This is a genomic window from Pseudonocardia oroxyli, assembly GCF_900102195.1.
Classification (GTDB): Bacteria; Actinomycetota; Actinomycetes; order Mycobacteriales; family Pseudonocardiaceae; genus Pseudonocardia; species Pseudonocardia oroxyli.
In genome coordinates this window covers 17,480-37,457 of sequence record NZ_FNBE01000004.1, presented here as the reverse complement: position 1 = coordinate 37,457, position 19,978 = coordinate 17,480, and the positions used below count along the sequence as shown (strand labels likewise).

Here is a 19,978-nt window from a genome sequence, read left to right as displayed (position 1 = left end):
CGGCGTCGTGGAGACCCTGACCGTCGGTGGGCGGACGCTGCGGGTGGACGTGCGGCCCGGGACCGGGACGCGGCCGCCGTTGCTGCTGCTCAACGGCATCGGTGCGAGCCTGGAGATGCTGGACCCGTTCGTCGAGGCGCTGCCCGCGGACCTGGAGGTCGTCCGGTTCGACGTCCCGGGCGTCGGCGGGTCGCCGCAGCCGTCGGCGCCGTACCGGATGCCCGCGCTCGCCCGCACCGTCGGCGCGCTCGTCCGGGAGCTGGGCCACCGGCAGGTCGACGTGCTGGGCTACTCCTGGGGCGGTGGGCTCGCGCAGCAGGTCGCGCTGTCCGAGCGCGCGCTCGTCCGCAGGCTCGTCCTGGTCGCCACCGGCACCGGCTCGCTCATGGTTCCCGGCAGGCCGAACGTCCTGTCGAAGATGCTCACCCCCCGCCGCTACTCCGATCCGGCCTACGCGGCCCGGGTCGCGGGGGAGATCTACGGCGGCTCCATGCGGACCCACCCCGAGCGCGCCGCGCGGCTGCTGCACGGCGGGCCGTCCCAGCGGGGCTACCTCTACCAGCTGCTGGCGGGCGCGGGCTGGACCACGCTGCCCGCGCTCTGGATGATCGGCGCGCCCACCCTCGTGGTCGCGGGCGACGACGACCCGATCATCCCGCTGGTCAACGCCCGGATCCTGCACCGGGGCATCCCGCGGTCGACGCTGCACGTCTACCGCGGCGGGCACCTCGCGCTGCTCACCGAGCCGGCGGAGCTGGCTCCGACGATCGAGCGCTTCCTCCGTCCGTGACCCGCTGCGCGGGGATCGCGGGGGCGTCCTCGGGGAGCGGTTCCACCACCACCGCCGAGGCGACCAGGTAGCCGAGCGTCCCGAGGCACCCCGCGGCCACGAGCCCGGCCCCGGTCGCGGTGTCGCCGACGGCGAGGGCGCGCAGCGCGACCGCGGCGCCGAGCGTCAGCCCGGTCGCCACCAGCAGCATCACCACGGCCTCGGCGCCGCGCACGCCCTCGCGGTGCCGCACGAACAACCCGACCGCCAGCACGGCGGCGACGATCGCCCCCGCCAGGTGGAAGCCGGACGAGCCCCCGGCGGGCCAGAGCGCGAGGGTCACGAAGTAGGCGGCCAGGGCCACGCCCGCGTGCAGTGCGGGGGTGCGCATCGGGCCGGGGTCGGCGAGCACGGCCATGACCAGCACCGCGCCGACGACGATCCCGACGAGGGCGACGATCGTCGTCGTCGTGACGGTGCCGAGGCCGGCGAGGCCGCGGTAGCCGGCGTAGCCCCCGACGAGGAGCGCGACGCCGCCCGACCAGCCGCGCCAGCCGGGGCGATACGGCCGGCTCATGTGTGCGGGGTCGCGCCCTCGGCGCGCTGTGGTGCGGGCATGATCCCGCAGTATGGCCTACGAGACGCTCGACTACGCCGTCGAGGACGGGATCCTGACGCTCACGCTGAACCGCCCGGCGGCGCTGAACTCCTTCACCGTCACGATGGCCGAGGAGCTCATCGCGGCCTACGAGCGGGCGAGCGCGGACGACGACGTGGCGGCGATCGTCGTCACCGGGGCCGGGCGGGCGTTCTGCGCGGGGATGGACCTGTCCGCGGGCGGAGACGGAGCTCGCGGAGTCGACCATCGGGGGAGCAACGTGTTCGGCCTCGACGAGTCCCTCCACCCCACCCCCGCCGACCTGCGTGACCGCTTCGAGGACCCGGAGATCGTCGCCGGGGTGCGGGACACCGGCGGGCGGGTCTCGCTGGCCGTGTACGCCTGCACCAAGCCCGTGATCGGCGCGATCAACGGCGCCGCCGTGGGCATCGGCGCCACGATGACGCTGCCCATGGACATCCGCATCGCGAGTGAGAACGCCCGGATCGGGTTCGTGTTCGGGCGGCTGGGGATCGTGCCGGAGGCGGCGTCGAGCTGGTTCCTGCCGCGGATCGTCGGGATCAGCCGGGCCCTGGAGTGGGTCTACACCGCCGACATCCTCTCCGCCCGGGAGGCGCTCGACGGCGGCCTGCTCCGCTCCGTCGTCCCCGCGGACGCGCTGCTGGACACCGCCTACGGGCTCGCCCGCCGGTTCGTCGACCACCACTCCCCGGTCGCCACCGCGCTGATGCGGCAGATGATGTGGCGCAACAGCGCCGCGCCCCACCCGGTGGAGGCCCACCGGGTGGACTCGCTGGCGATGTTCCACACCTCCGTCGCGGACGGCAAGGAGGGCGTGGCGGCCTTCCTGGACAAGCGGCCGCCGCAGTTCCGCGGCCGGGCCAGTGAGCTGCCCGAGGTGTTCTAGCGAGCTCAGTACGCGATGAACAGGATCTCGTCGCGGCTGTACTCGTGGCCGGGGTGGTTCTCCTTCAGGTGGGCCTGGGTCTTCGTGACGAGGTCGTCCTCGTCGGTGCCCTGGATCTGTTCGCCGCACGGGCAGTTCAGGCGCGTCTTCATCGGTGCCTCCTGAGGTGGTCGGATGCGCATCACGCTACCCCCGGCCGATGAAGGGCATGGCGGTCGCGGTGATCGTCAGGAACTGGACGTTCGCGTCGAGCGGCAGGTCCGCCATGTACCGGACGGCGTCGGCGACGTGGGCGGCGTCGAAGGTGGGTTCCGGGCGCACCGACCCGTCCGCCTGCCGGGCGCCCGTCGCGATGCCCGCCGTCATGTCCGTGGCGGCGTTGCCGATGTCGATCTGCCCGCAGGCGATGCCGAAGGCCCGGCCGTCCAACGACAGCGACTTCGTCAGGCCCGTGATCGCGTGCTTGGTCGCGGTGTAGGCGATGCTGCCCGGCCGCGGGGCGTGCGCGGAGACCGAGCCGTTGTTGATGATCCGCCCGCCGCCGTGCGTGCGCATGAGGGCGAAGGCCTCGCGCGCGCAGAGGAACGCGCCGGTCAGGTTGGTGTCGACGGTGGCCCGCCAGGCGGAGACGTCGATCTCGTCCGGCGTGCCGCTCGGGCCGAACCCGCCGGCGTTGTTGACCAGCAGGTCCAGCCGCCCCCACCGCTCGCGGACGGCGGCGAAGAGGGCGGCGACGGCCGCCTCGTCGCCCACGTCCGTGGGGACCGCGAGGACGTGCTCCCCGGTCGCGGTCTCGGTCAGGGCCTCGGGGCGACGGCCTGCGAGCGCCACCGCCCACCCGTCCGCGAGGAGGGCGCGGGCGACGACCCGGCCCAGGCCCGATCCGGCTCCGGTCACGACGGCGGTGCGCATGCGGTCAGTCATACCGGGCCAGCAGCTCCCGCAGATAGGCCCCTGCCGCGGGCTGGAAGTGCCCGATCGCGTCACCCAGGGTGGCGAGCAGGGCGTCTCGCGGCCAGTCCGCGGGGAGCAGGGGCGCGGGGAGGCCGGGGGTCTCCAGCAACGTCTGGAACACCGGCCGGACGAGCTCGTGGTAGGCCCGCAGGGTCGCGCCGTCGGGACGGGTGGCGGGACGGACGGACCGGATCCGCTGCTCCGCCGCCCGCAGGCGGGCGGCGACCGTGTCGAGGTCCCAGGCCTCGGCGGCGGCCGCGCGCGCGTCGTCCTGGGCGAGCCGCAGCTGCACGGGGGCGATCCGGGCGCCGGACGGCGGCGGGCCGAGCTGGTCGCGCAGGACCGGCCACTCGTCGCGCGACTTGATCCACAGGCCGGCGCGCAGCGGCCCGTACCCGGACACGACCAGGATGCGCCGCAGCAGGTCCCGGTAGGCGCGGGCGCTCTCGGGCTCGTCCCGTCCCTCGTCGTCGACGTGGCACTCCCGCTGGTCACCTACTTCGTCCTGGCGGCGCAGGGGGTGCCGGACCTGTGGGCGCTGGTGGCCTCCGGCGGGTGGCCGTGCTCGCCCGGTGTTCCTCGGCTCGCTGCTCCTGCGGCGCCCGCTGATGTTCTGCTTCGGTCGGAAGTTCGGCACCGACGGCTCCGCGGAGGGGATCGCGCGCTGGAACTCCTTCTGGGACGACCTGTCGGTGTTCCGCCACGGCCAGCGGGTGATGACGGTGGTGTGGGGCCTGGCGTTCGTGGTCGAGGCGCTGGTGCGGATCCCGCTGGTCTACGCGCTGTCGGTGTCCGTCGGGGTGGTGCTCGCCGACGTCCTGCCGTTCGTGGTGATCGCCGGGCTGGTCACGATGGGCCCCACCGCGGGGCTCGGCAGCTTCGTGATCACCGCGGCGGTGACGACGAGCGTCGCCGCGACCGGCGGCGGCCGGTGAGGTCGAGGAGCACCAGCGCGAGCAGCACGATGTTGATCTGGCCGAGGTGCAGGGTGGTGCGGACCGGGTCGAGCCACAGGGCGGCCGCGGTGAGCAGCGCGGTGAGCAGCGCGGTGAGCAGCGCGGTGAGGGGTGCGGTGAGGGGCGCGGTGAGCGGGGCCGGGGCGCCGCAGCGGCGGACCACCAGGACGAGCAGGACGATCTGCAGGACGGTCAGGGTGCGCACCCCCGAGGTGCACCAGATGTGACGCGCACCACACGATCTGGCATGCTGGGGGCATGCGCAGCGCCTTCGCCCACACCGCCGAGCTGGACCTGGCTCCCGGCAGCGACGAGACCGCTCCCGGGGCCGCGATCGACCTGGAGGTCCGGCCCGTCGCCGTCCTGCACACCGAGGCGGGCCGCTGCGGGGACCGGATGCGGCTGCGCGTGCTGTTCGCGTGCGACGTCGACCTCGAGGACGAGGTGCGCAGGCGCATCGACCTCGCGCTGGCCTCCCGCTGGTCGGTGCGGGACGCGCTGCCCGGCGCGGTGCGCGAGTGCGAGCGCGCGGAGGCGGAACGCCTGCTGAATGCCTGATTGGCGCGGGTCCGACACACAGCGGCGTTCCGGCGGCAACACATCGGCAATGGATCCGCTCGATGCTCTCGGACCATGAGTAGCGACCAGATGGAGCAGGCGTGAGCCGCCCGCCGTTCCCGCCGTTCACCCTGGAGTCGGCGCGGAAGAAGGTCCAGGCCGCCGAGGACGCGTGGAACTCGCGCGACCCGGAGCGGGTGTCCCTGGCGTACAGCGAGGACTCCGTGTGGCGCAACCGCGACCGGTTCGTCGCGGGCCGCGCGGAGATCGTCGCGTTCTTGGCCGACAAGTGGGAGCGTGAGCTGGACTACGCCCTGCGCAAGTCGCTGTGGACCTTCGCCGACAACCGGATCGCCGTGCGCTTCCAGTACGAGTCCCACGACGCGGGCGGCCAGTGGTGGCGCAGCTACGGCAACGAGAACTGGGAGTTCGACGCCGAGGGCCTGATGGTGCGCCGCGAGGCCAGCATCAACGACCTGGCGATCACCGAGGCCGACCGCCGGATCTTCGGCACCCGCCCCGAGTCCGAGCACGGCGTCGACATCCCCCTCGCCTGACCGTGAGCGGCGATCGTCGCCAGGGCGACGATCGCCGCTCACGACATCTGATCAGCGGGGCGTGATCAGCGGCGGTGGCGGTCGGCGAGGGCGCGCAGGCCCGCGGGGACGTCGAGGGCGTCGAGCCGCACGTGCAGGACGGCCATGCGGTCGTCGGCCAGGGCGGCGGACAGCTCCGTGGCCAGCTCGTCGGGGGTGCTCGGGGCCGCGGTGCGCAGGTCGATCCCCGGCGCGAAGGCCCGGGCGAGGGCGGTCCAGTCCCAGGCGGCGACGTCGTTGTACACCGCCTGCGGGCTCTGCAGCGCCCGCTCGATCGTGTACCCGGAGTTGTCCACGACCACGATCACCGGGTTCGCGTGCCGCGCCAGCGTCCCCAGCTCCTGGACGGTCATCTGCGCGGCACCGTCGCCGATCACGAGGACCGGGCGGCGCTCCGGGGCGGCCAGCGCGCAGCCCAGGGTCGCGGGGAGCGCGTAGCCGATGGAGGACCACACGGGCTGGGCGACGACGTCCACCCCCGCGGGCAGGGTGATCCCCGCGGCGCCCCAGAACGTGGTCCCGATGTCGGTGACCAGGCGCGATCCCGCGGGCAGCAGCCGTTCGAGCGTCGCCCAGAGGGTGTCCTGGTCGAGGGTCTCGCCGACGACGGGGCCCGCGGCGGGGACGTCGGGCAGCTCGCGGGGGAGCGGGGTGGCCAGCTCGGTGAGGATCCGCAGCGCGTCCGCGAACGGCACCGCGTACTCGCGGCCCGCCACCCGGGCGGTCCGGACGCCGAGATGGATCGTGTGGGCGGGGTCGTCGCGGTGGCTGAACATGCCGGTCACGGCGTCCGCCATCAGCGTGCCGACCTCGATCAGGACGTCCGCGGTCTCGACGGCGAGCTGCGCCCGCTTCGCCCCGATCCCGCCGATGTAGACGCCCGCGAACCGGGGGTGCGTGGAGTCGATCGCGCCCCGCCCCGAGCTGAGCGTGACGACGGGGGAGTCGAGCGCGGAGACCAGCGCGCCGAACACGCCCTGGCTGCGGGTCCGCTCCACCAGGTGCCCCGCGATGACGGCCGCACTCTGCGCCGACCCCAGCAGCGCACGCACGGCCGCCGAGAACCGCAGTGTGGAGCCACGACTGTCGTTTTCGGCGTCCGACACGACGGTTGTGGCTCCACACTGCGCTTCGGTGAGGGCGACGTCGGCCGGGACGACCAGGTAGACGGGGCGTTGTTCGTCGACCGCGGTCTGCAGGACCTCGTCGATCCGGGCGCAGGGGTCGTCGTGGGTCAGGATCGCGCCGGCGGCCGTCACCTCGGCGTAGGCGCGGGCGAAGTGGGTGAAGTCGCCGTCGCCCAGGGTGTGGTGCAGGAGCATCCCGTCCCGGGTGGTGGCCGGGGCGCCGGTGATCTGCACGAGCGGCACGTTCTCGGCGTAGGCGCCCGCGACGGCGTTGAGCGCGGACAGCTCGCCGACGCCGAAGGTCGTGACCAGGGCGCCGATGCCGCGGGTGCGGGCGTAGGCGTCCGCCGCGTAGCCCGCGTTCAGCTCGTTGGGCGAGCCGACCCACTCCAGCAGCCCGGTCTCCAGGACGGAGTCGAGCAGGGACAGGCTGAAGTCGCCCGGGACCCCGAACAGGTGTCGGGCGCCGAGCGCGTGCAGCTTCCGGGCGAGGTACTGCGCGACGGTCTCCATGCCGTCCAGGAGACGCTTGTTGCGCGTCGTGTTCAAGTGAGCGACTCTGGACGACGCAGAATGCTCAACATCCACCCGACGACTGCGAAGGAACCGCTCACCGTGCTCGACCGGACGGACGCCCGCATCCTCCTCGCGCTGGACGACGACCCCCAGGCCACCGTCGTCGCGCTGGCCGAGCGGCTGACCCTCGCCCGCAACACCGTCCAGGCCCGGATCCGCCGCATGGAGGCCGACGGTGTGCTCGCGCCCGTCAGCGTGCGCGCCCGGCACGCGGCGGCGGGCTATCCGGTCCTCGCCTTCCTGACCCTCGCCATCGACCAGGCGGACGCCGAGCGCACCCTCGCCGACATCGCCGAGGTGCCCGAGGTCTGCGAGGCTCACGCGATCACCGGCGACGGCGACCTGCTGGTCCGGGTGATCGCCCGGGACACCCCGGACCTGCACCGGATCACCCTGGAGCTGTTGCGCTGCCACGGCGTCGCGCGCTCCAGCACGGCGATCTCCATGGTCGAGTCCATCCCGTTCCGCATGGCGCCCGCGCTGCGCAGGAGGCTCTGACCTCGTGAGCGGCGATCGTCGCCAGGGCGACGATTACCACTCACGGCTCAGGGGAGGGGGAGGCGGGCGGCCTCGACGGGTTCGCCCAGGCCGTGCGCCTCGGCGGTGCGCCGGACGGCGTCGACCACGTGCTGCATCGCGAGCTTGCGGACGGCGTGGGTGCGGTAGGCGATCGAGACGGTGCGCAGGACGGGCTCGGCGAGCGGGTAGGTCGCGACGCCCGCGGGCCGGTTCGCCAGCCCCAGGTCGGACACCAGCGTGACGCCGTGTCCCCCCGCAACCAGGGCCAGGGCCGTGAACTGCTCCTCGGCCTGGTGGATGGTGCGCGGCTCGAACCCGGCCCGCCTGCAGGCGTTGCGCGCGGCGCGGCCGAAGTGCGACCGCGGCCCGGCCAGGATCCAGGGCCGGTCGGCCAGCTCGCCCAGCTCCACCGTCGGGCCGTGCGGCTCCGCCTCGGGCAGCGCCGCGTACAGCCGCTCGACGGCGACGACCTCCCTGGTCAGCGACGGGTCCCAGGACATCGGGTGCCCGGAGTAGTCGATCACGAACGAGAAGTCGAGGGCGCCGTCGCGGACCGCCCCCGCGGTCTCCTCGGGCGCCAGCTCCCGGGTGCTGACCGTGATCCCCGGATGGTCCTGCGCGAGCCGGGCCAGCGCCGCGGGCAGCAGGCCCGCCGTGACCGAGGCCCACACACCCGCGGTCAGCCGCACCGACCGTTCGTCTCGCGCCTCCTCGAGGGCGAGCTCGGCGCGCTCCACCGACCCCAGGATCTCCTCGGCGTGCTCGGTGAGCACCAGGCCGAGCTCGGTGAACCGCACGCGGCGGCCGAGCCGTTCGAACAGCGGGCCGCCGACCTCGCGCTCGAGCTGCGCGAGCTGCTGGGAGACCGCGGACGCGGTGTAGTGCAGCGAGGCGGCGGCCGCGGTGACCGTTCCGCGCCGGTACAGCTCACGGAGCATCCGCAGGCGGGTGAGGGAGAGCTCCACCCGGCCACCGTAGGCGTGCAGTCGGGGTGAACGCGACCGTGAACGTTTCGTTGATGGACGCGCACGGCCCGCCTGCCGCACAGTGGTGCTACCGGCCGACCCCGCCGCCGGTCCCCGCACCGAACCAGGCCCTGGCCAGGGCCTGTCTCGCCATGCCCCCGATCTGATCCGTCAGGAGGACCGCCCGTGACCACGATGCAGGAGCCGCTCGGCGCCGTGCCGACCACCGCCGCGTCGACCCCCGCCGTGTCCCAGGACCCGATGTTGCGGCTGACCTGGACCGACCGGGTCACCGACGCCCGCGGCTACCTCGTCGTGCACACGCTGCGCTCCGGCATCGCGACCGGCGGCACCCGGATGCGCCCGGGCTGCACGCTGGGCGAGGTCGAGGACCTGGCCCGCGGCATGGCGGCCAAGACCGCCGCCTTCGACCTGCCGGTCGGCGGGGCCAAGGGCGGCATCGACTTCGACCCGAAGGACCCGCGGGCCTTCGGCGTGCTGCAGCGCTTCATGGCCGCCATGCGGCCGTGGATCGAGGCGCACTGGGTGACCGCCGAGGACCTCGGCGTGCCGCAGCACCTGGTCGACGAGGTGTTCGCCTCGCTCGGCATGGGCCAGTCCTACTACTCCGCGATCCGCCGCTCGACCGACCCGGCGCGGACGCTGGAGCGGGTCCGGAAGGGGCTGAACGCGCAGGTCCCGGGCGGGCTGCTCGGCGACGTCATCGGCGGATACGGCGTGGCCCACGCCTGCCTGGGCGCCGCCCGCTCTCATCGGTGGGAGATCGAGCGGACCACGGTCTCGATCCAGGGCGTCGGCACGATGGGTGGGGCGGCCGCCTGGTACCTGCACGAGGCCGGGATGAAGGTCGTCGCCGTCGCGGACGCCGCGGGCACCCTGCACGACCCCGCGGGCCTGGACGTCCCCGCCCTGCTCGACCTGCGGGACGCCTACGGCGAGATCGACCGCACCCGGCTGCCCGCCGGCGTGGTGGCGCTGCCGCGCGCCGCCGTCGTCGGGATCGAGGCGGACGTGTTCGTCCCCGCCGCGATCTCCTACGCGATCACCCCGGACAACAGCTTCGACGTGGCCGCGAAGGTCGTCGTCGAGGCGGCCAACGCGGCCACCACCCCGGAGGCGGAGGCCATGCTGGCCGCCCGCGGCATCCCGGTGGTCCCGGACTTCGTGGCCAACGCCGGCGCGGCGGCCTGGGCGTGGTGGCTGCTGCTGGGCTGGGTCGGCATGGAGCACAACGACGTCACCACCGCCGAGGACTCCTTCCGCCTGCTGCGCACGCAGATGGCCGAGCGCGTGCAGGTGCTCCTGGGCCGCTGGCACGCCGAGGGGGTCCGCCCCCGCGAGACCGGCCTGCAGATGGCCGTCTCCGACCTCGACGGCCAGGAGAACACGCTCGTCATCCCCTGACCCGCGGCTCCGCCGCTCGTGCGCGGTCAGTGGTGCTCTGGCACCACCCACCGCGCACGGGCGCGTCAGCGCACCTGGTGGGTGTCCAGGTGGCGCAGCAGGTTCTGGACGAAGCGGTCGCCCGTGCGCTGCAGGGTCACGTTCATCAGCGCCGTGACCGCCGGGCCGGCCAGCCGGCTCAGCGGCAGCTCCACGTGCAGGGTCAGCTTGATCGCCAGGTGGGTGCCGCCCGGGACGTCCTTCAGCACGTACCAGCCCTCGGCGCCGGTGTACTCGTGCCCGCCCGCCGGGGGCTCGTGGGTGTAGTCGATCCGCGCGCCGTCGGTGAAGGTCATCCGCTCGGTGAAGGTCGGCGCGATCCCCACGCCGAGCACCTTCAGTCGCACCATCGACCAGCGCCACAGGTCGCCGTCGGTCTCGATGCTCGTGAGCAGCGGGGTGAGCCGGGGGAGCATCTCGGGGTCCGTGAGCACGGCCCAGATCGCGGCGCGCTCGGCCGCGACGACCGCCTCGGACTCCGTCGTGGTCGTGAACCTATTCACCGGCAACCTTCCGCAACAACCTGCCGAGCTCCGCCCGGTCGTGTGCGTCCAGTGTCGCGAACACGTCCGCGGACCGCGCGTGCCGGGCCGCCTGGATCTCCCCGACCAGGGTGCGCCCCCGCTCGGTGAGGGTGACGAGCGTGGCCCGCCGGTCCCCCGGGTCGGGGCTGCGCTCGACGAGCCCGCGGGACTCCAGGTCGTCGACCACCTCGGTGGCGCTGCGCGGCGCGATCCGCAGGTGCTCGGCCAGCGCGGACAGCCGGATCGGCCCGTGCCGCGCGACGACGGCCGCCCCGCGGAACTGCGACGGGGTGAGCTCCCAGGGGGCCAGGGCCTCCTTGTTGCGGCTGCGCAGCTGCCGCGCGACCCCCCAGAAGGCGTCGGCGAGTGCGTCGGCGTCCACGGGAACATCCTACGCGGGGTCGATGTTGTAGCCTCATGATGAGGTTACCTCAGTAAATTGACCGAAAGAGGACACACACTTGGACACCCCACGAGAACGCTCCGGACGCCCCGGCCGTCCCACCGTCACCGCCGCCGAGCGCGAGGAGGCCAAGCGGGTCTCGCTCCGCCGCATCGGCGGGCTCTTCGCCCCGCACCGCGGCCCCATCGCCGTCGTCACCGCGATCATCGCGGCGTCGTCGCTGGTCGCGATGGCCTCGCCCTTCCTCCTGCGCGCCACGATCGACGTCGCCCTGCCCCGGCAGGACCTGCGCCTGCTCGCCTGGCTGGTCGCGGGCATGATCGGTGTGGCCGCCGTGACCGCCGCGCTCGGCGTCGCCCAGACCTGGATCTCCACCCGCGTCGGGCAGGAGGTCATGCACGGGCTGCGGACCAGCGTGTTCGCGCACCTGCAGCGCCAGTCGCTCGGCTTCTTCACCCGGACCCGCACCGGCGAGGTGCAGTCCCGCATCACCAACGACATCGGCGGGATGCAGTCCGTGGTCACCTCCACGGCCACGTCCATCGCCTCCAACCTGACGACGGTCGTCGCGACCCTCGTCGCCATGCTCGCCCTGTCCTGGCAGCTGACCCTGATCTCGCTGGTGGTCCTGCCGCCGTCGATCTGGCTGTCGCGCCGGGTGGCCCGCATGCGCCGCTCGATCACCGCGCGGCAGCAGCGCGAGCTCGCCGACCTCAACGTCACCGTCGAGGAGGGGCTGTCGATCTCCGGGATCCAGCTCTCCAAGACCCTCGGCGCGGGCCCCGCGGTCGTGCGGCGGTTCACCGAGAGCTCGGAGCGGCTGGTCGACCTGGAGCTGCGCAGCCAGCTCGCGGGCCGCTGGCGGATGGCCGCCACGACCGTGATCTTCGCGGCCATCCCGGCCGTCATCTACCTGTCCGCGGGCTTCTTCCCCGGCGCGATGACGATCGGCACGCTCGTCGCCTTCACCGCCCTGCAGGGCACCCTGTTCCGCCCGATCACCGGGCTGCTCAACGTCGGCGTCTCGCTGGTCAGCTCGCTGGCCCTGTTCGCCCGGATCTTCGAGTACCTGGACCTGACCGTGGAGATCGACGACCCCGCGTCGCCGGTCGTGCTGGCCGCACCGAAGGGGCACGTCCGCTTCGAGGACGTCACCTTCACCTACCCGGGCAGCGACACGGCGGCCGTCGCCGGGGTCACACTCGACGTCCCCGCGGGCACCTCACTGGCGCTGGTCGGGGAGACCGGCTCGGGCAAGTCGACGCTGGCCTCCCTGGTCTCGCGCCTGCAGGACCCCGACGCGGGCAGGCTCACGATCGACGGCGTCGACGTGCGCGACCTGCGCCTGGCCGACCTGGCCGGGATCGTCGGGGTGGTGAGCCAGGAGACCTACCTGCTGCACACCACCGTCCGGGAGAACCTGCGCTACGCCAAGCCGTCCGCCACGGACGCCGAGATCGAGGCCGCCGCCCGGGCGGCCCAGGTCCACGACCTGATCGCCGGGCTGCCCGAGGGCTACGACACCGTCGTCGGCTCGCGCGGGCACCGCTTCTCCGGCGGGGAGAAGCAGCGGCTCGCCATCGCGCGGACGCTGCTGCGGGACCCGAAGGTCCTGGTCCTCGACGAGGCGACGAGCGCGCTGGACACCGAGACCGAGCGGGCCGTGCAGCGCGCCTTCGCCGAGCTGGCCGAGGGTCGTACGGTGATCACCATCGCGCACCGGCTCTCCACGGTCCGGGACGCCGACCAGATCGCGGTCATCGACCACGGCCGGGTCGTCGAGCGCGGGACGCACGACGATCTCGTCGCGCGGGACGGTCGGTACGCGGCCCTGGCGGCGTGACGGTTGAACGTTGTACGATCGGGTCAGTTGAACGCTCAAGCGAGGAGATGTCGGCATGACCCACCCCTTCGACACCCATCTGGCCCGGGTCGCGCAGGCCGGTGAGCACGCCGTCTGGACCCCCGCCGACGGCGCGCTCCCGGCCCTGTTCCTGAGCCACGGCGCCCCGCCGCTGTTCGAGACCCCGGACTGGATGGAGCAGCTGTTCACCTGGGCGCGCTCGATGCCGCGGCCGAAGGCGGTCCTGATCGTCTCGGCGCACTGGGAGGAGGCGCCGCTGGCGATCTCCTCCGCGGACGCCGCCGTGACCCCGGTCTACGACTTCGGCGGCTTCGACCCGATGTACTACCGGATGCGCTACGACACCCCCGAGGCCCACGACCTCGCGGGCCGGGTGCTGAAGACGCTGAGCAGCGAGCACATCCACGAGACCGGCCGCGGCCTGGACCACGGCGCCTGGGTGCCGCTCAAGGTGATGTACCCCGAGGCGGTCATCCCGGTGATCCAGCTCAGCCTGCCCACCGGGGACCCCGCGTCGCTGCTGGAGCTGGGCGCGAAGCTGCGCGGCCTGCGGGAGGAGGGGGTGCTGGTGATCGGCTCCGGCTTCACCACGCACGGCCTGCCGTTCCTCACCCGCGAGAACATCCTCGGGCAGGCCGCCGCACCGGGCTGGTCGGTGCAGTTCGACGCGTGGGCCCGGGAGGCCCTCAAGCGCGGGGACGTCGACGAGCTGGCCGCCTACCGCGCCAAGGCGCCGGGCATGCCCTATGCGCACCCGACCGTCGAGCACTTCACCCCGCTCTTCGTGACCCTCGGCGCGAGCAGCGACCCCGAGGCGGAGCGGGACTTCACCATCGACGGCTTCTGGATGGGCCTGTCCAAGGGCAGCTTCACCGCCGCGTGACTCGGCCGTGTCTCAGCCGAGGTGGGTCCGGAAGAACCGCTCGATGCGCTCCCAGGCGTGGGCAGCGGACTCCGGCTCCGGGCCCGTGCCCGTGACCCGCAGGAACGGGCGCATCAGGGCCGGGGCGTTGTCCGAGGCGTTGAGGAACGAGTGGCCCGCCTTGGGGTACTCGACGACGTCGTGCGGGACGTCCGCCCTGGTCAGGGCGGCTTCCAGGGTGCCGGCGGCCCCGCGCAGGCTGAGGTCCGCGGCGCCGTAGCTGCCGACGATCGGGCACGCGCCCGCCACCGCGGCGTCGAGCTCGCGGGGGAGCATGCCGTAGTTGACCGAGGACGCGTCGAACCCGCGCGCCGCGGTCAGCAGGGCGAACCCGCCGCCCATGCAGAACCCGATCACCCCGACCCGCCCGGTGCAGTCCGCCCGGGAGACCAGCTCGGCCCGCGCGGCCTCGATGTCCGCGAACGCCCGGCCCCGGCCGGAGAACAGCGCCCGGAACGTGCCGACGAGGCAGCGGCGCGCCCCACCCGCGCTGAACAGGTCCGGGGCGAGGGTGAGGAACCCCCTGCCCGCCAACCGGTCCGCGTGGGCGCGCATCTCGTCGTCGAGCCCGAAGGCCTCGTGCACCAGGACGAGCCCGGGCCACGGCCCGGCCCCGTCGGGGATGGCGAGGTAGCCGCCGAGGGTGGGGGAGCCGCCGGTCGCGGCGGCCCGGGCGGTGAGGTCCACGGTGGTCACGGCCGCTGATCGTGCCCGATCCGACCGCGCGGGGCGAGCCGGCCCGCCGCGGTCGGGACCGCTTGTCGCCGAGGTCCCGCCGTGCGACCGTGGCGCGCGTGGCACAGGACGAGGGACCCGGGGCGATGCTGTCCGGGCTGCGCCTCGACCAGCTCCTCGGCGAGGTCCAGGAGCGGCTCGGTGAGATCCGGCTGGCCCGCGACCGCGTCCAGGGCCTGCTCGACGCGGTGCTGGCCGTGGCGTCGGGCCTGGAGCTGGAGACCACGCTCGAGCGGATCGTGCAGGCCGCCGTCGACCTCGTCGACGCCCGCTTCGGCGGTCTCGGCGTGCTCGCGCCGGACGGGTCCCTGGACCGCTTCATCGACGTCGGGCTGGACCCGCACGCGCGGGCGGGGCTGCTCGGCCACCCGCCCGAGGGGAAGGGCCTGATCGGGCAGCTGATCGTGGCGCCCCAGCCGCTGCGCCTCGCCGATCTGGAGTCGCACCCGTCGTCGGCGGGGATGCCGCCGGGGCATCCCCGGATGCACAGCTTCCTGGGCGTGCCGGTCCGGGTGCGGGACGCGGTGTACGGCAACCTCTACCTCACCGAGAAGCGCGGCGGCGGCGAGTTCACCGCGGACGACGAGGTGATGCTGGCGGCCCTGGCGGCCGCGGCCGGCATCGCGGTGCAGAACGCGGACCTCTTCGAACAGACCCGGCTCCGCCAGCACTGGCTGGAGGCGCTCGGGGAGATCCGGTCCGCGGTGCTCGCCGACGCCGACGAGCCGGACGTCCTCGCGCTCGTCGCGCTGCGCAGCCAGGAGCTGACCCGGTCGGTCGCGGCGGTCGTGGCGCTGCCCGGCGAGGACGGCGGGTTCACCGTCGCCGCCCGCAGCGGTGACCCGACCGGGACCGAGCTCGACGAGGCGCTGCTGCTGGAGGTGGCGGAGAGCCGCAACCCGGTGCTCGCCGAGGGCCCCACCGTCGCGGTCCCGCTGCGTGCCGCGGAACGGGTGATGGGCGTGCTCGTCGGCTTCCGCAGGCCCGGCGACGCCGCCTTCCGACCCGACGAGATCCCGCTGCTGGACTCCTTCGCCCAGCAGGCCGCGCTGGCCCTGGAGCTGGGCGAACGCAACCGCGCGCAACGCAGGCTCGACGTGCTGTCCGACCGCGACCGCATCGCCCGCGACCTGCACGACCACGTGATCCAGCGGCTGTTCGCCACCGGGCTGCGGCTGCAGAGCACGCTCAAGCTCGACGCGCGAGCGGAGGTGCGCGCCCGGATCGAGCAGGCCGTGGCGGACTTGGACCGCACGGTCCGCGACATCCGGACCTCGATCTTCGACCTGCACACCGCGGGCGGGGACGGCGTGCGCCGCACCCTGCTCGACGCCGTCACCGAGGCCGGGGAGGGGGTCCGCACCTCGGTGCGCACGGCCGGGCCGGTCGACACGATGGTGCCGCCCGAGCTGGCCGCGCACGTCGCGGCCGTCGCGCGCGAGGGGGTGACCAACGCCGTGCGGCACGGACGGGCCGCCGCGGTCACCGTCACCCTGGACGTCGGGCCCGCGGAGCTGCTGCTGGAGGTGGTCGACGACGGCCGCGGGATCACCGAGGGGGTGGCGCGCAGCGGGCTGCGCAACCTCGCCGCCCGGGCCCGGGAACTCGGCGGGTCGCTGGACGTGCGCCCGCTGCGGGACGGCGGCACGCGGCTGAGCTGGCGCGTGCCCGTCTGAGCGGTGGCGCGGCCGAAAAGGCCGCGCGCCCGCGGCGGCGGTCCCGTTACCGTTCCCCGTCGCCACGGCGACTATCGTCTTCTGTCCCACCACCTCGCGCCAGGGGGCCCGCGTGCTGCTGCGTCTGCTCCGCACCCACCTGCGGCCCTACACGCGTCCGTTGCTCGCGATCGTCGCGTTGCAGCTGGTCGGGACGATGGCCGCGCTGTATCTGCCCAGCCTCAACGCGGACATCATCGACCGGGGCATCGCCACCGGGGACACCGGCTACATCCTGTCCACCGGCGGCTGGATGCTCGTGGTCACGCTCGTGCAGATCGTCTGCTCGGTCGCCGCGGTCTACGTCGGCTCGCGCACGGCGATGGGCTTCGGCCGGGACCTGCGGGGCGCGCTGTTCCACCGGGTCGGCGGGTTCGCGGTCCGCGAGGTGAACCGGTTCGGCGCGCCCTCGCTGATCACCCGCGGCACCAACGACGTGCAGCAGGTCCAGATGCTCGTGCAGATGAGCGCGACCATGATGGTCGCCGCGCCGATCATGTGCGTGGGCGGCGTGATCATGGCGCTGCAGGAGGACGCCGGGCTGTCCTGGCTGGTCGCGGTGTCCGTGCCGGTGCTGGCGGTGAGCATCGGCCTGGTCGTGGTGCGGATGGTGCCCAAGTTCCGGCTCATGCAGGAGCGGATCGACGCCGTCAACCGCGTGCTGCGGGAGCAGATCACCGGGATCCGGGTGGTGCGGGCGTTCGTCCGCGAGCCGGAGGAGACGGCCCGCTTCGGCGCCGCGAACGCCGCCGTCACCGAGGTCGCGACGGCCGCGGGCAGGCTGCAGGCGCTGATCTTCCCGATCGTCATGCTGATCCTGAACGTCTCGAGCGTCGCGGTGCTGTGGTTCGGCGCCATGCGCATCGAGGCGGGGGAGATGCAGATCGGGGCGCTGACCGCCTTCCTCGCCTACCTGCTGCAGATCCTGATGGCCGTCATGATGGCCACGTTCATGGCGATGATGATCCCGCGCGCCGCGGTCTGCGCGGAGCGGATCACCGAGGTGCTCGACACCGAGTCCTCCGTCTCGCCGCCCGCGTCCCCGGTCCCCGCGCCGCCCGCCGTCGGGGAGCTGGAGTTCGCCGCCGCGACCTTCGCCTACCCCGGCGCCGCCGCCCCCGTGCTGCGGGACGTCACCTTCACCGCCCGCCCCGGCGAGACGACCGCGGTCATCGGGTCCACGGGTGCGGGCAAGACCACGCTGCTCTCGCTGGTCCCGCGGATGTTCGACGTCACCGGCGGCGCCGTCCTGGTCGACGGCGTGGACGTGCGCTCCTACGACCCGGAGGAGCTCTGGGCGCGGATCGGGCTGGTGCCGCAGAAGCCGTACCTGTTCTCCGGGACCGTCGCCTCGAACCTGCGCTACGGGGACCCCGCGGCCACCGACGAGGAGCTCTGGGCGGCCCTGGAGGTCGCGCAGGCCGCGGACTTCGTGCGCGCCATGCCCGACGGGCTCGACGCGCCGATCTCCCAGGGCGGCACCACCGTCTCCGGCGGGCAGCGCCAGCGCCTCGCGATCGCCCGCGCGCTGGTCAAGCGCCCCGAGATCTACCTGTTCGACGACTCCTTCTCCGCGCTCGACCTCACCACGGACGCCCGGCTCCGGGCGGCCCTGGCGCCGGTCACCGCGCACGCCACCGTCGTCATCGTGGCCCAGCGGGTGTCCACGATCCGCACCGCGGACCGGATCGTCGTGCTGGAGGACGGCGTGGTCGTCGGGTCGGGCACGCACGACGCGCTGCTCGGGTCGTGCCCCACCTACGTCGAGATCGTCGAGTCCCAGCTGAGCGTGGAGGAGGTGGCGTGAGCACCACGGAGAAGCGGACCGGCCCCACCCAGGACGCGGACACCGTCTCCGCCGCGCGCGGGGCCGCCGCCCAGCGCCGCGGCGGGGGACCGCCGTGGATGGGGGCCGGACAGCCCGTCGAGAGGGCGGAGACGTTCACACCGTCGGCGAAGCGCCTGGTCCGGCGGCTGGCCCCGGAGCGGCTGGGCGTGCTCGCGGTGCTCGCGCTCGGGGTGATCTCGGTGGCGCTCAACGTGATCGGGCCCAAGATCCTCGGCCACGCCACCGACCTGATCTTCGCCGGGATCATCGGCGCGCAGCTGCCCGCGGGCGTCACGGCGGCGCAGGCCGCCGCGCAGGCCCGGGCGGCGGGGAACGACACGATCGCCACGCTCATCGAGTCCCAGGGCGTGGTGCCCGGCCAGGGCATCGACTTCCGGGCGCTGGGGCTCGTGCTGCTCGGCGTGATCCTGATCTACCTCGGCTCCTCGGCGTTCTCCTACGCCCAGGGCTACCTGCTCAACGGCATCGTGCAGCGCACCGTGTTCCACCTGCGGCGCGAGGTGGAGGACACGATCAACCGGCTCCCGCTGCGGTACTTCGACACCCGCAGGCGCGGCGAGGTGCTCAGCCGGGTCACCAACGACATCGACAACGTGCAGCAGACGCTGCAGCAGACGATGTCGCAGCTGCTCACCTCGCTGCTGACGATCGTCGGCGTGCTGGTCATGATGTTCGTGATCTCGCCGCTGCTCTCGCTGGTCGCGCTGGTCACGATCCCGGTGTCGCTGTGGCTGACCCGGGTGATCGCGAAGCGCTCGCAGAAGCAGTTCGTGGCGCAGTGGCGCACCACCGGGATCCTCAACGGGCACATCGAGGAGGCCTTCACCGGGCACGAGCTCGTCCGCGTGTTCGGGCGGCGCCGCGAGGTCGAGGCGCAGTTCGAGGTGCAGAACGAGGCGCTGTACCAGGCGAGCTTCCGCGCCCAGTTCATGTCCGGGATCATCATGCCCTCGATGATGTTCATCGGGAACGTCAACTACGTGCTGGTGGCCGTCATCGGCGGGCTGCGGGTGTCCTCGGGCGCGATGAGCCTCGGGGACGTGCAGGCCTTCATCCAGTACTCCCGGCAGTTCACCCAGCCGCTCACGCAGGCGGCGTCGATGGCGAACCTGCTGCAGTCCGGCGTCGCCTCGGCGGAGCGGGTGTTCGAGCTGCTCGACGCCGAGGAGGAGACCCCGGACCCCGCCGTCCCGGCCGTGCGGTCCACCCGCCGGGGGCGGGTGGAGTTCGAGCACGTGTCCTTCCGGTACCAGGAGGACACGCCGCTGATCACCGACCTGTCGCTGGTCGCGGAGCCCGGGCAGACGGTCGCGATCGTCGGCCCGACCGGCGCGGGCAAGACCACCCTGGTCAACCTGGTGCTGCGCTTCTACGAGCTCGACGGGGGCCGGATCACGCTCGACGGCGTCGACATCGCCGCGATGACCCGGGCCGACCTGCGCAGCGGGATCGGCATGGTCCTGCAGGACACCTGGCTCTTCCACGGCACCATCCGGGACAACATCGCCTACGGGCGGCCGGGGGCGTCGGAGGAGGAGATCCTGGCGGCGGCGCGCGCGACGTACGTGGACCGGTTCGTCCGGTCCCTGCCGCTGGGGTACGACACGGTGATCGACGAGGAGGGCACCGGCGTCAGCGCGGGGGAGAAGCAGCTGATCACGATCGCCCGCGCCTTCCTCGCCGACCCGTCCCTGCTGATCCTCGACGAGGCCACGTCCTCGGTGGACACCCGCACCGAGGTGCTGGTGCAGCGCGCGATGGCCGCGCTGCGCACCGACCGCACCAGCTTCGTCATCGCCCACCGCCTGTCCACCATCCGGGACGCCGACCTGATCCTGGTCATGGAGGCGGGCGCGATCGTGGAACAGGGCACCCACGAGCAGCTCCTCGCGCGCGACGGGGCCTACGCGCGGCTCTACCACGCCCAGTTCACGGCCGCCACGACGGATCACTGAG

General features: G+C 73.6%; 22 protein-coding genes. 12 read left to right on the top strand and 10 right to left on the bottom strand.

Annotation, left to right across the window (positions count from 1 at the left end):
* The first annotated feature begins 7 nt into the window (after positions 1 to 7).
* Complete coding sequence (phaZ, locus tag BLS43_RS07175) at positions 8 to 790, top strand: poly(3-hydroxyalkanoate) depolymerase (protein WP_245707352.1); 783 nt, start codon at positions 8 to 10, stop codon at positions 788 to 790.
* Here phaZ and BLS43_RS07170 read toward each other — a convergent pair.
* Positions 738 to 1,346, bottom strand: coding sequence for a hypothetical protein (locus BLS43_RS07170; RefSeq protein WP_093078701.1), 609 nt, complete (start codon positions 1,344 to 1,346; stop codon positions 738 to 740). The two genes, phaZ and BLS43_RS07170, sit on opposite strands and share 53 nt — an antisense overlap.
* A 52-nt stretch (positions 1,347 to 1,398) precedes the next feature.
* On the opposite strand from BLS43_RS07170, the gene BLS43_RS07165 reads away from it, so the two are divergent.
* Positions 1,399 to 2,295 (top strand): crotonase/enoyl-CoA hydratase family protein, encoded by an 897-nt coding sequence (locus BLS43_RS07165; RefSeq protein ID WP_093078698.1) that lies wholly within the window; start codon positions 1,399 to 1,401, stop codon positions 2,293 to 2,295.
* Between the two features lie 5 nt (positions 2,296 to 2,300).
* On the opposite strand, the gene BLS43_RS07160 is transcribed toward BLS43_RS07165, so the two are convergent.
* Genes BLS43_RS07160 through BLS43_RS29875 form a run of 3 tightly spaced genes read right to left on the bottom strand, consistent with a single transcriptional unit; the run spans position 2,301 to position 3,886 of the window.
* On the bottom strand, positions 2,301 to 2,447 hold the full coding sequence (locus BLS43_RS07160) for a DUF1059 domain-containing protein (RefSeq protein ID WP_093078695.1): 147 nt from the start codon (positions 2,445 to 2,447) through the stop codon (positions 2,301 to 2,303).
* A 34-nt stretch (positions 2,448 to 2,481) separates the two neighbouring features.
* Positions 2,482 to 3,207 (bottom strand): SDR family oxidoreductase, encoded by a 726-nt coding sequence (locus tag BLS43_RS07155; RefSeq protein ID WP_093078692.1) that lies wholly within the window; start codon positions 3,205 to 3,207, stop codon positions 2,482 to 2,484.
* Positions 3,208 to 3,211: 4 nt separating this feature from the next.
* The gene (locus tag BLS43_RS29875; protein ID WP_342741140.1) at positions 3,212 to 3,886 is read right to left on the bottom strand and encodes a PaaX family transcriptional regulator C-terminal domain-containing protein; all 675 of its coding nucleotides are present in this window, start codon (positions 3,884 to 3,886) and stop codon (positions 3,212 to 3,214) included.
* On the opposite strand from BLS43_RS29875, the gene BLS43_RS29870 reads away from it, so the two are divergent.
* Positions 3,822 to 4,184: a VC0807 family protein gene (locus BLS43_RS29870; protein WP_176921216.1), complete on the top strand. Its 363-nt coding sequence runs from the start codon at positions 3,822 to 3,824 to the stop codon at positions 4,182 to 4,184. The genes BLS43_RS29875 and BLS43_RS29870 overlap by 65 nt on opposite strands.
* Here BLS43_RS29870 and BLS43_RS29865 read toward each other — a convergent pair.
* A complete protein-coding gene (locus BLS43_RS29865; protein ID WP_176921215.1) occupies positions 4,135 to 4,410 on the bottom strand; it encodes a glycosyltransferase 87 family protein in 276 nt (91 codons plus the stop codon). The genes BLS43_RS29870 and BLS43_RS29865 overlap by 50 nt on opposite strands.
* A 53-nt stretch (positions 4,411 to 4,463) precedes the next feature.
* On the opposite strand from BLS43_RS29865, the gene BLS43_RS29860 reads away from it, so the two are divergent.
* Together BLS43_RS29860 and BLS43_RS07135 are read left to right on the top strand one after the other, a co-directional pair.
* The gene (locus BLS43_RS29860) at positions 4,464 to 4,763 is read left to right on the top strand and encodes a hypothetical protein (RefSeq protein ID WP_176921214.1); all 300 of its coding nucleotides are present in this window, start codon (positions 4,464 to 4,466) and stop codon (positions 4,761 to 4,763) included.
* A 101-nt stretch (positions 4,764 to 4,864) separates the two neighbouring features.
* Positions 4,865 to 5,320 (top strand): nuclear transport factor 2 family protein, encoded by a 456-nt coding sequence (locus BLS43_RS07135; protein ID WP_093078684.1) that lies wholly within the window; start codon positions 4,865 to 4,867, stop codon positions 5,318 to 5,320.
* A gap of 65 nt (positions 5,321 to 5,385) precedes the next feature.
* Here BLS43_RS07135 and BLS43_RS07130 read toward each other — a convergent pair whose 3' ends face one another.
* Positions 5,386 to 7,035: an alpha-keto acid decarboxylase family protein gene (locus tag BLS43_RS07130; RefSeq protein ID WP_143029964.1), complete on the bottom strand. Its 1,650-nt coding sequence runs from the start codon at positions 7,033 to 7,035 to the stop codon at positions 5,386 to 5,388.
* A gap of 24 nt (positions 7,036 to 7,059) precedes the next feature.
* Between BLS43_RS07130 and BLS43_RS07125 the strand changes: the two genes are divergently transcribed.
* Positions 7,060 to 7,560 (top strand): Lrp/AsnC family transcriptional regulator, encoded by a 501-nt coding sequence (locus BLS43_RS07125; RefSeq protein ID WP_093078678.1) that lies wholly within the window; start codon positions 7,060 to 7,062, stop codon positions 7,558 to 7,560.
* Positions 7,561 to 7,607: 47 nt separating this feature from the next.
* On the opposite strand, the gene BLS43_RS07120 is transcribed toward BLS43_RS07125, so the two are convergent.
* On the bottom strand, positions 7,608 to 8,546 hold the full coding sequence (locus tag BLS43_RS07120; protein ID WP_093078676.1) for a LysR family transcriptional regulator: 939 nt from the start codon (positions 8,544 to 8,546) through the stop codon (positions 7,608 to 7,610).
* A 195-nt stretch (positions 8,547 to 8,741) separates the two neighbouring features.
* On the opposite strand from BLS43_RS07120, the gene BLS43_RS07115 reads away from it, so the two are divergent.
* A complete protein-coding gene (locus BLS43_RS07115; protein ID WP_093079815.1) occupies positions 8,742 to 9,971 on the top strand; it encodes a Glu/Leu/Phe/Val dehydrogenase dimerization domain-containing protein in 1,230 nt (409 codons plus the stop codon).
* Between the two features lie 65 nt (positions 9,972 to 10,036).
* Here the strand turns inward: BLS43_RS07115 and BLS43_RS07110 are convergent, their stop codons facing one another.
* Both BLS43_RS07110 and BLS43_RS07105 read right to left on the bottom strand, forming a co-directional pair.
* The gene (locus BLS43_RS07110) at positions 10,037 to 10,513 is read right to left on the bottom strand and encodes an SRPBCC family protein (protein ID WP_176921213.1); all 477 of its coding nucleotides are present in this window, start codon (positions 10,511 to 10,513) and stop codon (positions 10,037 to 10,039) included.
* Positions 10,506 to 10,916: a MarR family winged helix-turn-helix transcriptional regulator gene (locus BLS43_RS07105; protein WP_093079810.1), complete on the bottom strand. Its 411-nt coding sequence runs from the start codon at positions 10,914 to 10,916 to the stop codon at positions 10,506 to 10,508. The genes BLS43_RS07110 and BLS43_RS07105 overlap by 8 nt, the downstream gene beginning before the upstream one ends.
* A 79-nt stretch (positions 10,917 to 10,995) precedes the next feature.
* Between BLS43_RS07105 and BLS43_RS07100 the strand changes: the two genes are divergently transcribed.
* Both BLS43_RS07100 and BLS43_RS07095 read left to right on the top strand, forming a co-directional pair.
* On the top strand, positions 10,996 to 12,780 hold the full coding sequence (locus BLS43_RS07100) for an ABC transporter ATP-binding protein (RefSeq protein ID WP_093078670.1): 1,785 nt from the start codon (positions 10,996 to 10,998) through the stop codon (positions 12,778 to 12,780).
* A 55-nt stretch (positions 12,781 to 12,835) separates the two neighbouring features.
* On the top strand, positions 12,836 to 13,684 hold the full coding sequence (locus BLS43_RS07095; RefSeq protein ID WP_093078667.1) for a DODA-type extradiol aromatic ring-opening family dioxygenase: 849 nt from the start codon (positions 12,836 to 12,838) through the stop codon (positions 13,682 to 13,684).
* 12 nt (positions 13,685 to 13,696) lie between these two features.
* On the opposite strand, the gene BLS43_RS07090 is transcribed toward BLS43_RS07095, so the two are convergent.
* Entirely contained in the window at positions 13,697 to 14,419 is a 723-nt protein-coding gene (locus BLS43_RS07090) for a dienelactone hydrolase family protein (protein ID WP_093078663.1), read from the bottom strand.
* A gap of 98 nt (positions 14,420 to 14,517) precedes the next feature.
* Here BLS43_RS07090 and BLS43_RS07085 point away from each other — a divergent pair, with 98 nt between their 5' ends.
* From BLS43_RS07085 to BLS43_RS07075, 3 genes are all read left to right on the top strand, one after another.
* Positions 14,518 to 16,134 (top strand): sensor histidine kinase, encoded by a 1,617-nt coding sequence (locus BLS43_RS07085; protein WP_342741139.1) that lies wholly within the window; start codon positions 14,518 to 14,520, stop codon positions 16,132 to 16,134.
* A gap of 112 nt (positions 16,135 to 16,246) precedes the next feature.
* Positions 16,247 to 17,980, top strand: coding sequence for an ABC transporter ATP-binding protein (locus BLS43_RS07080; protein ID WP_093078660.1), 1,734 nt, complete (start codon positions 16,247 to 16,249; stop codon positions 17,978 to 17,980).
* A complete protein-coding gene (locus tag BLS43_RS07075; RefSeq protein WP_425438527.1) occupies positions 17,977 to 19,977 on the top strand; it encodes an ABC transporter ATP-binding protein in 2,001 nt (666 codons plus the stop codon). The genes BLS43_RS07080 and BLS43_RS07075 overlap by 4 nt, the downstream gene beginning before the upstream one ends.
* The last annotated feature ends 1 nt before the right edge of the window (position 19,978 follow it).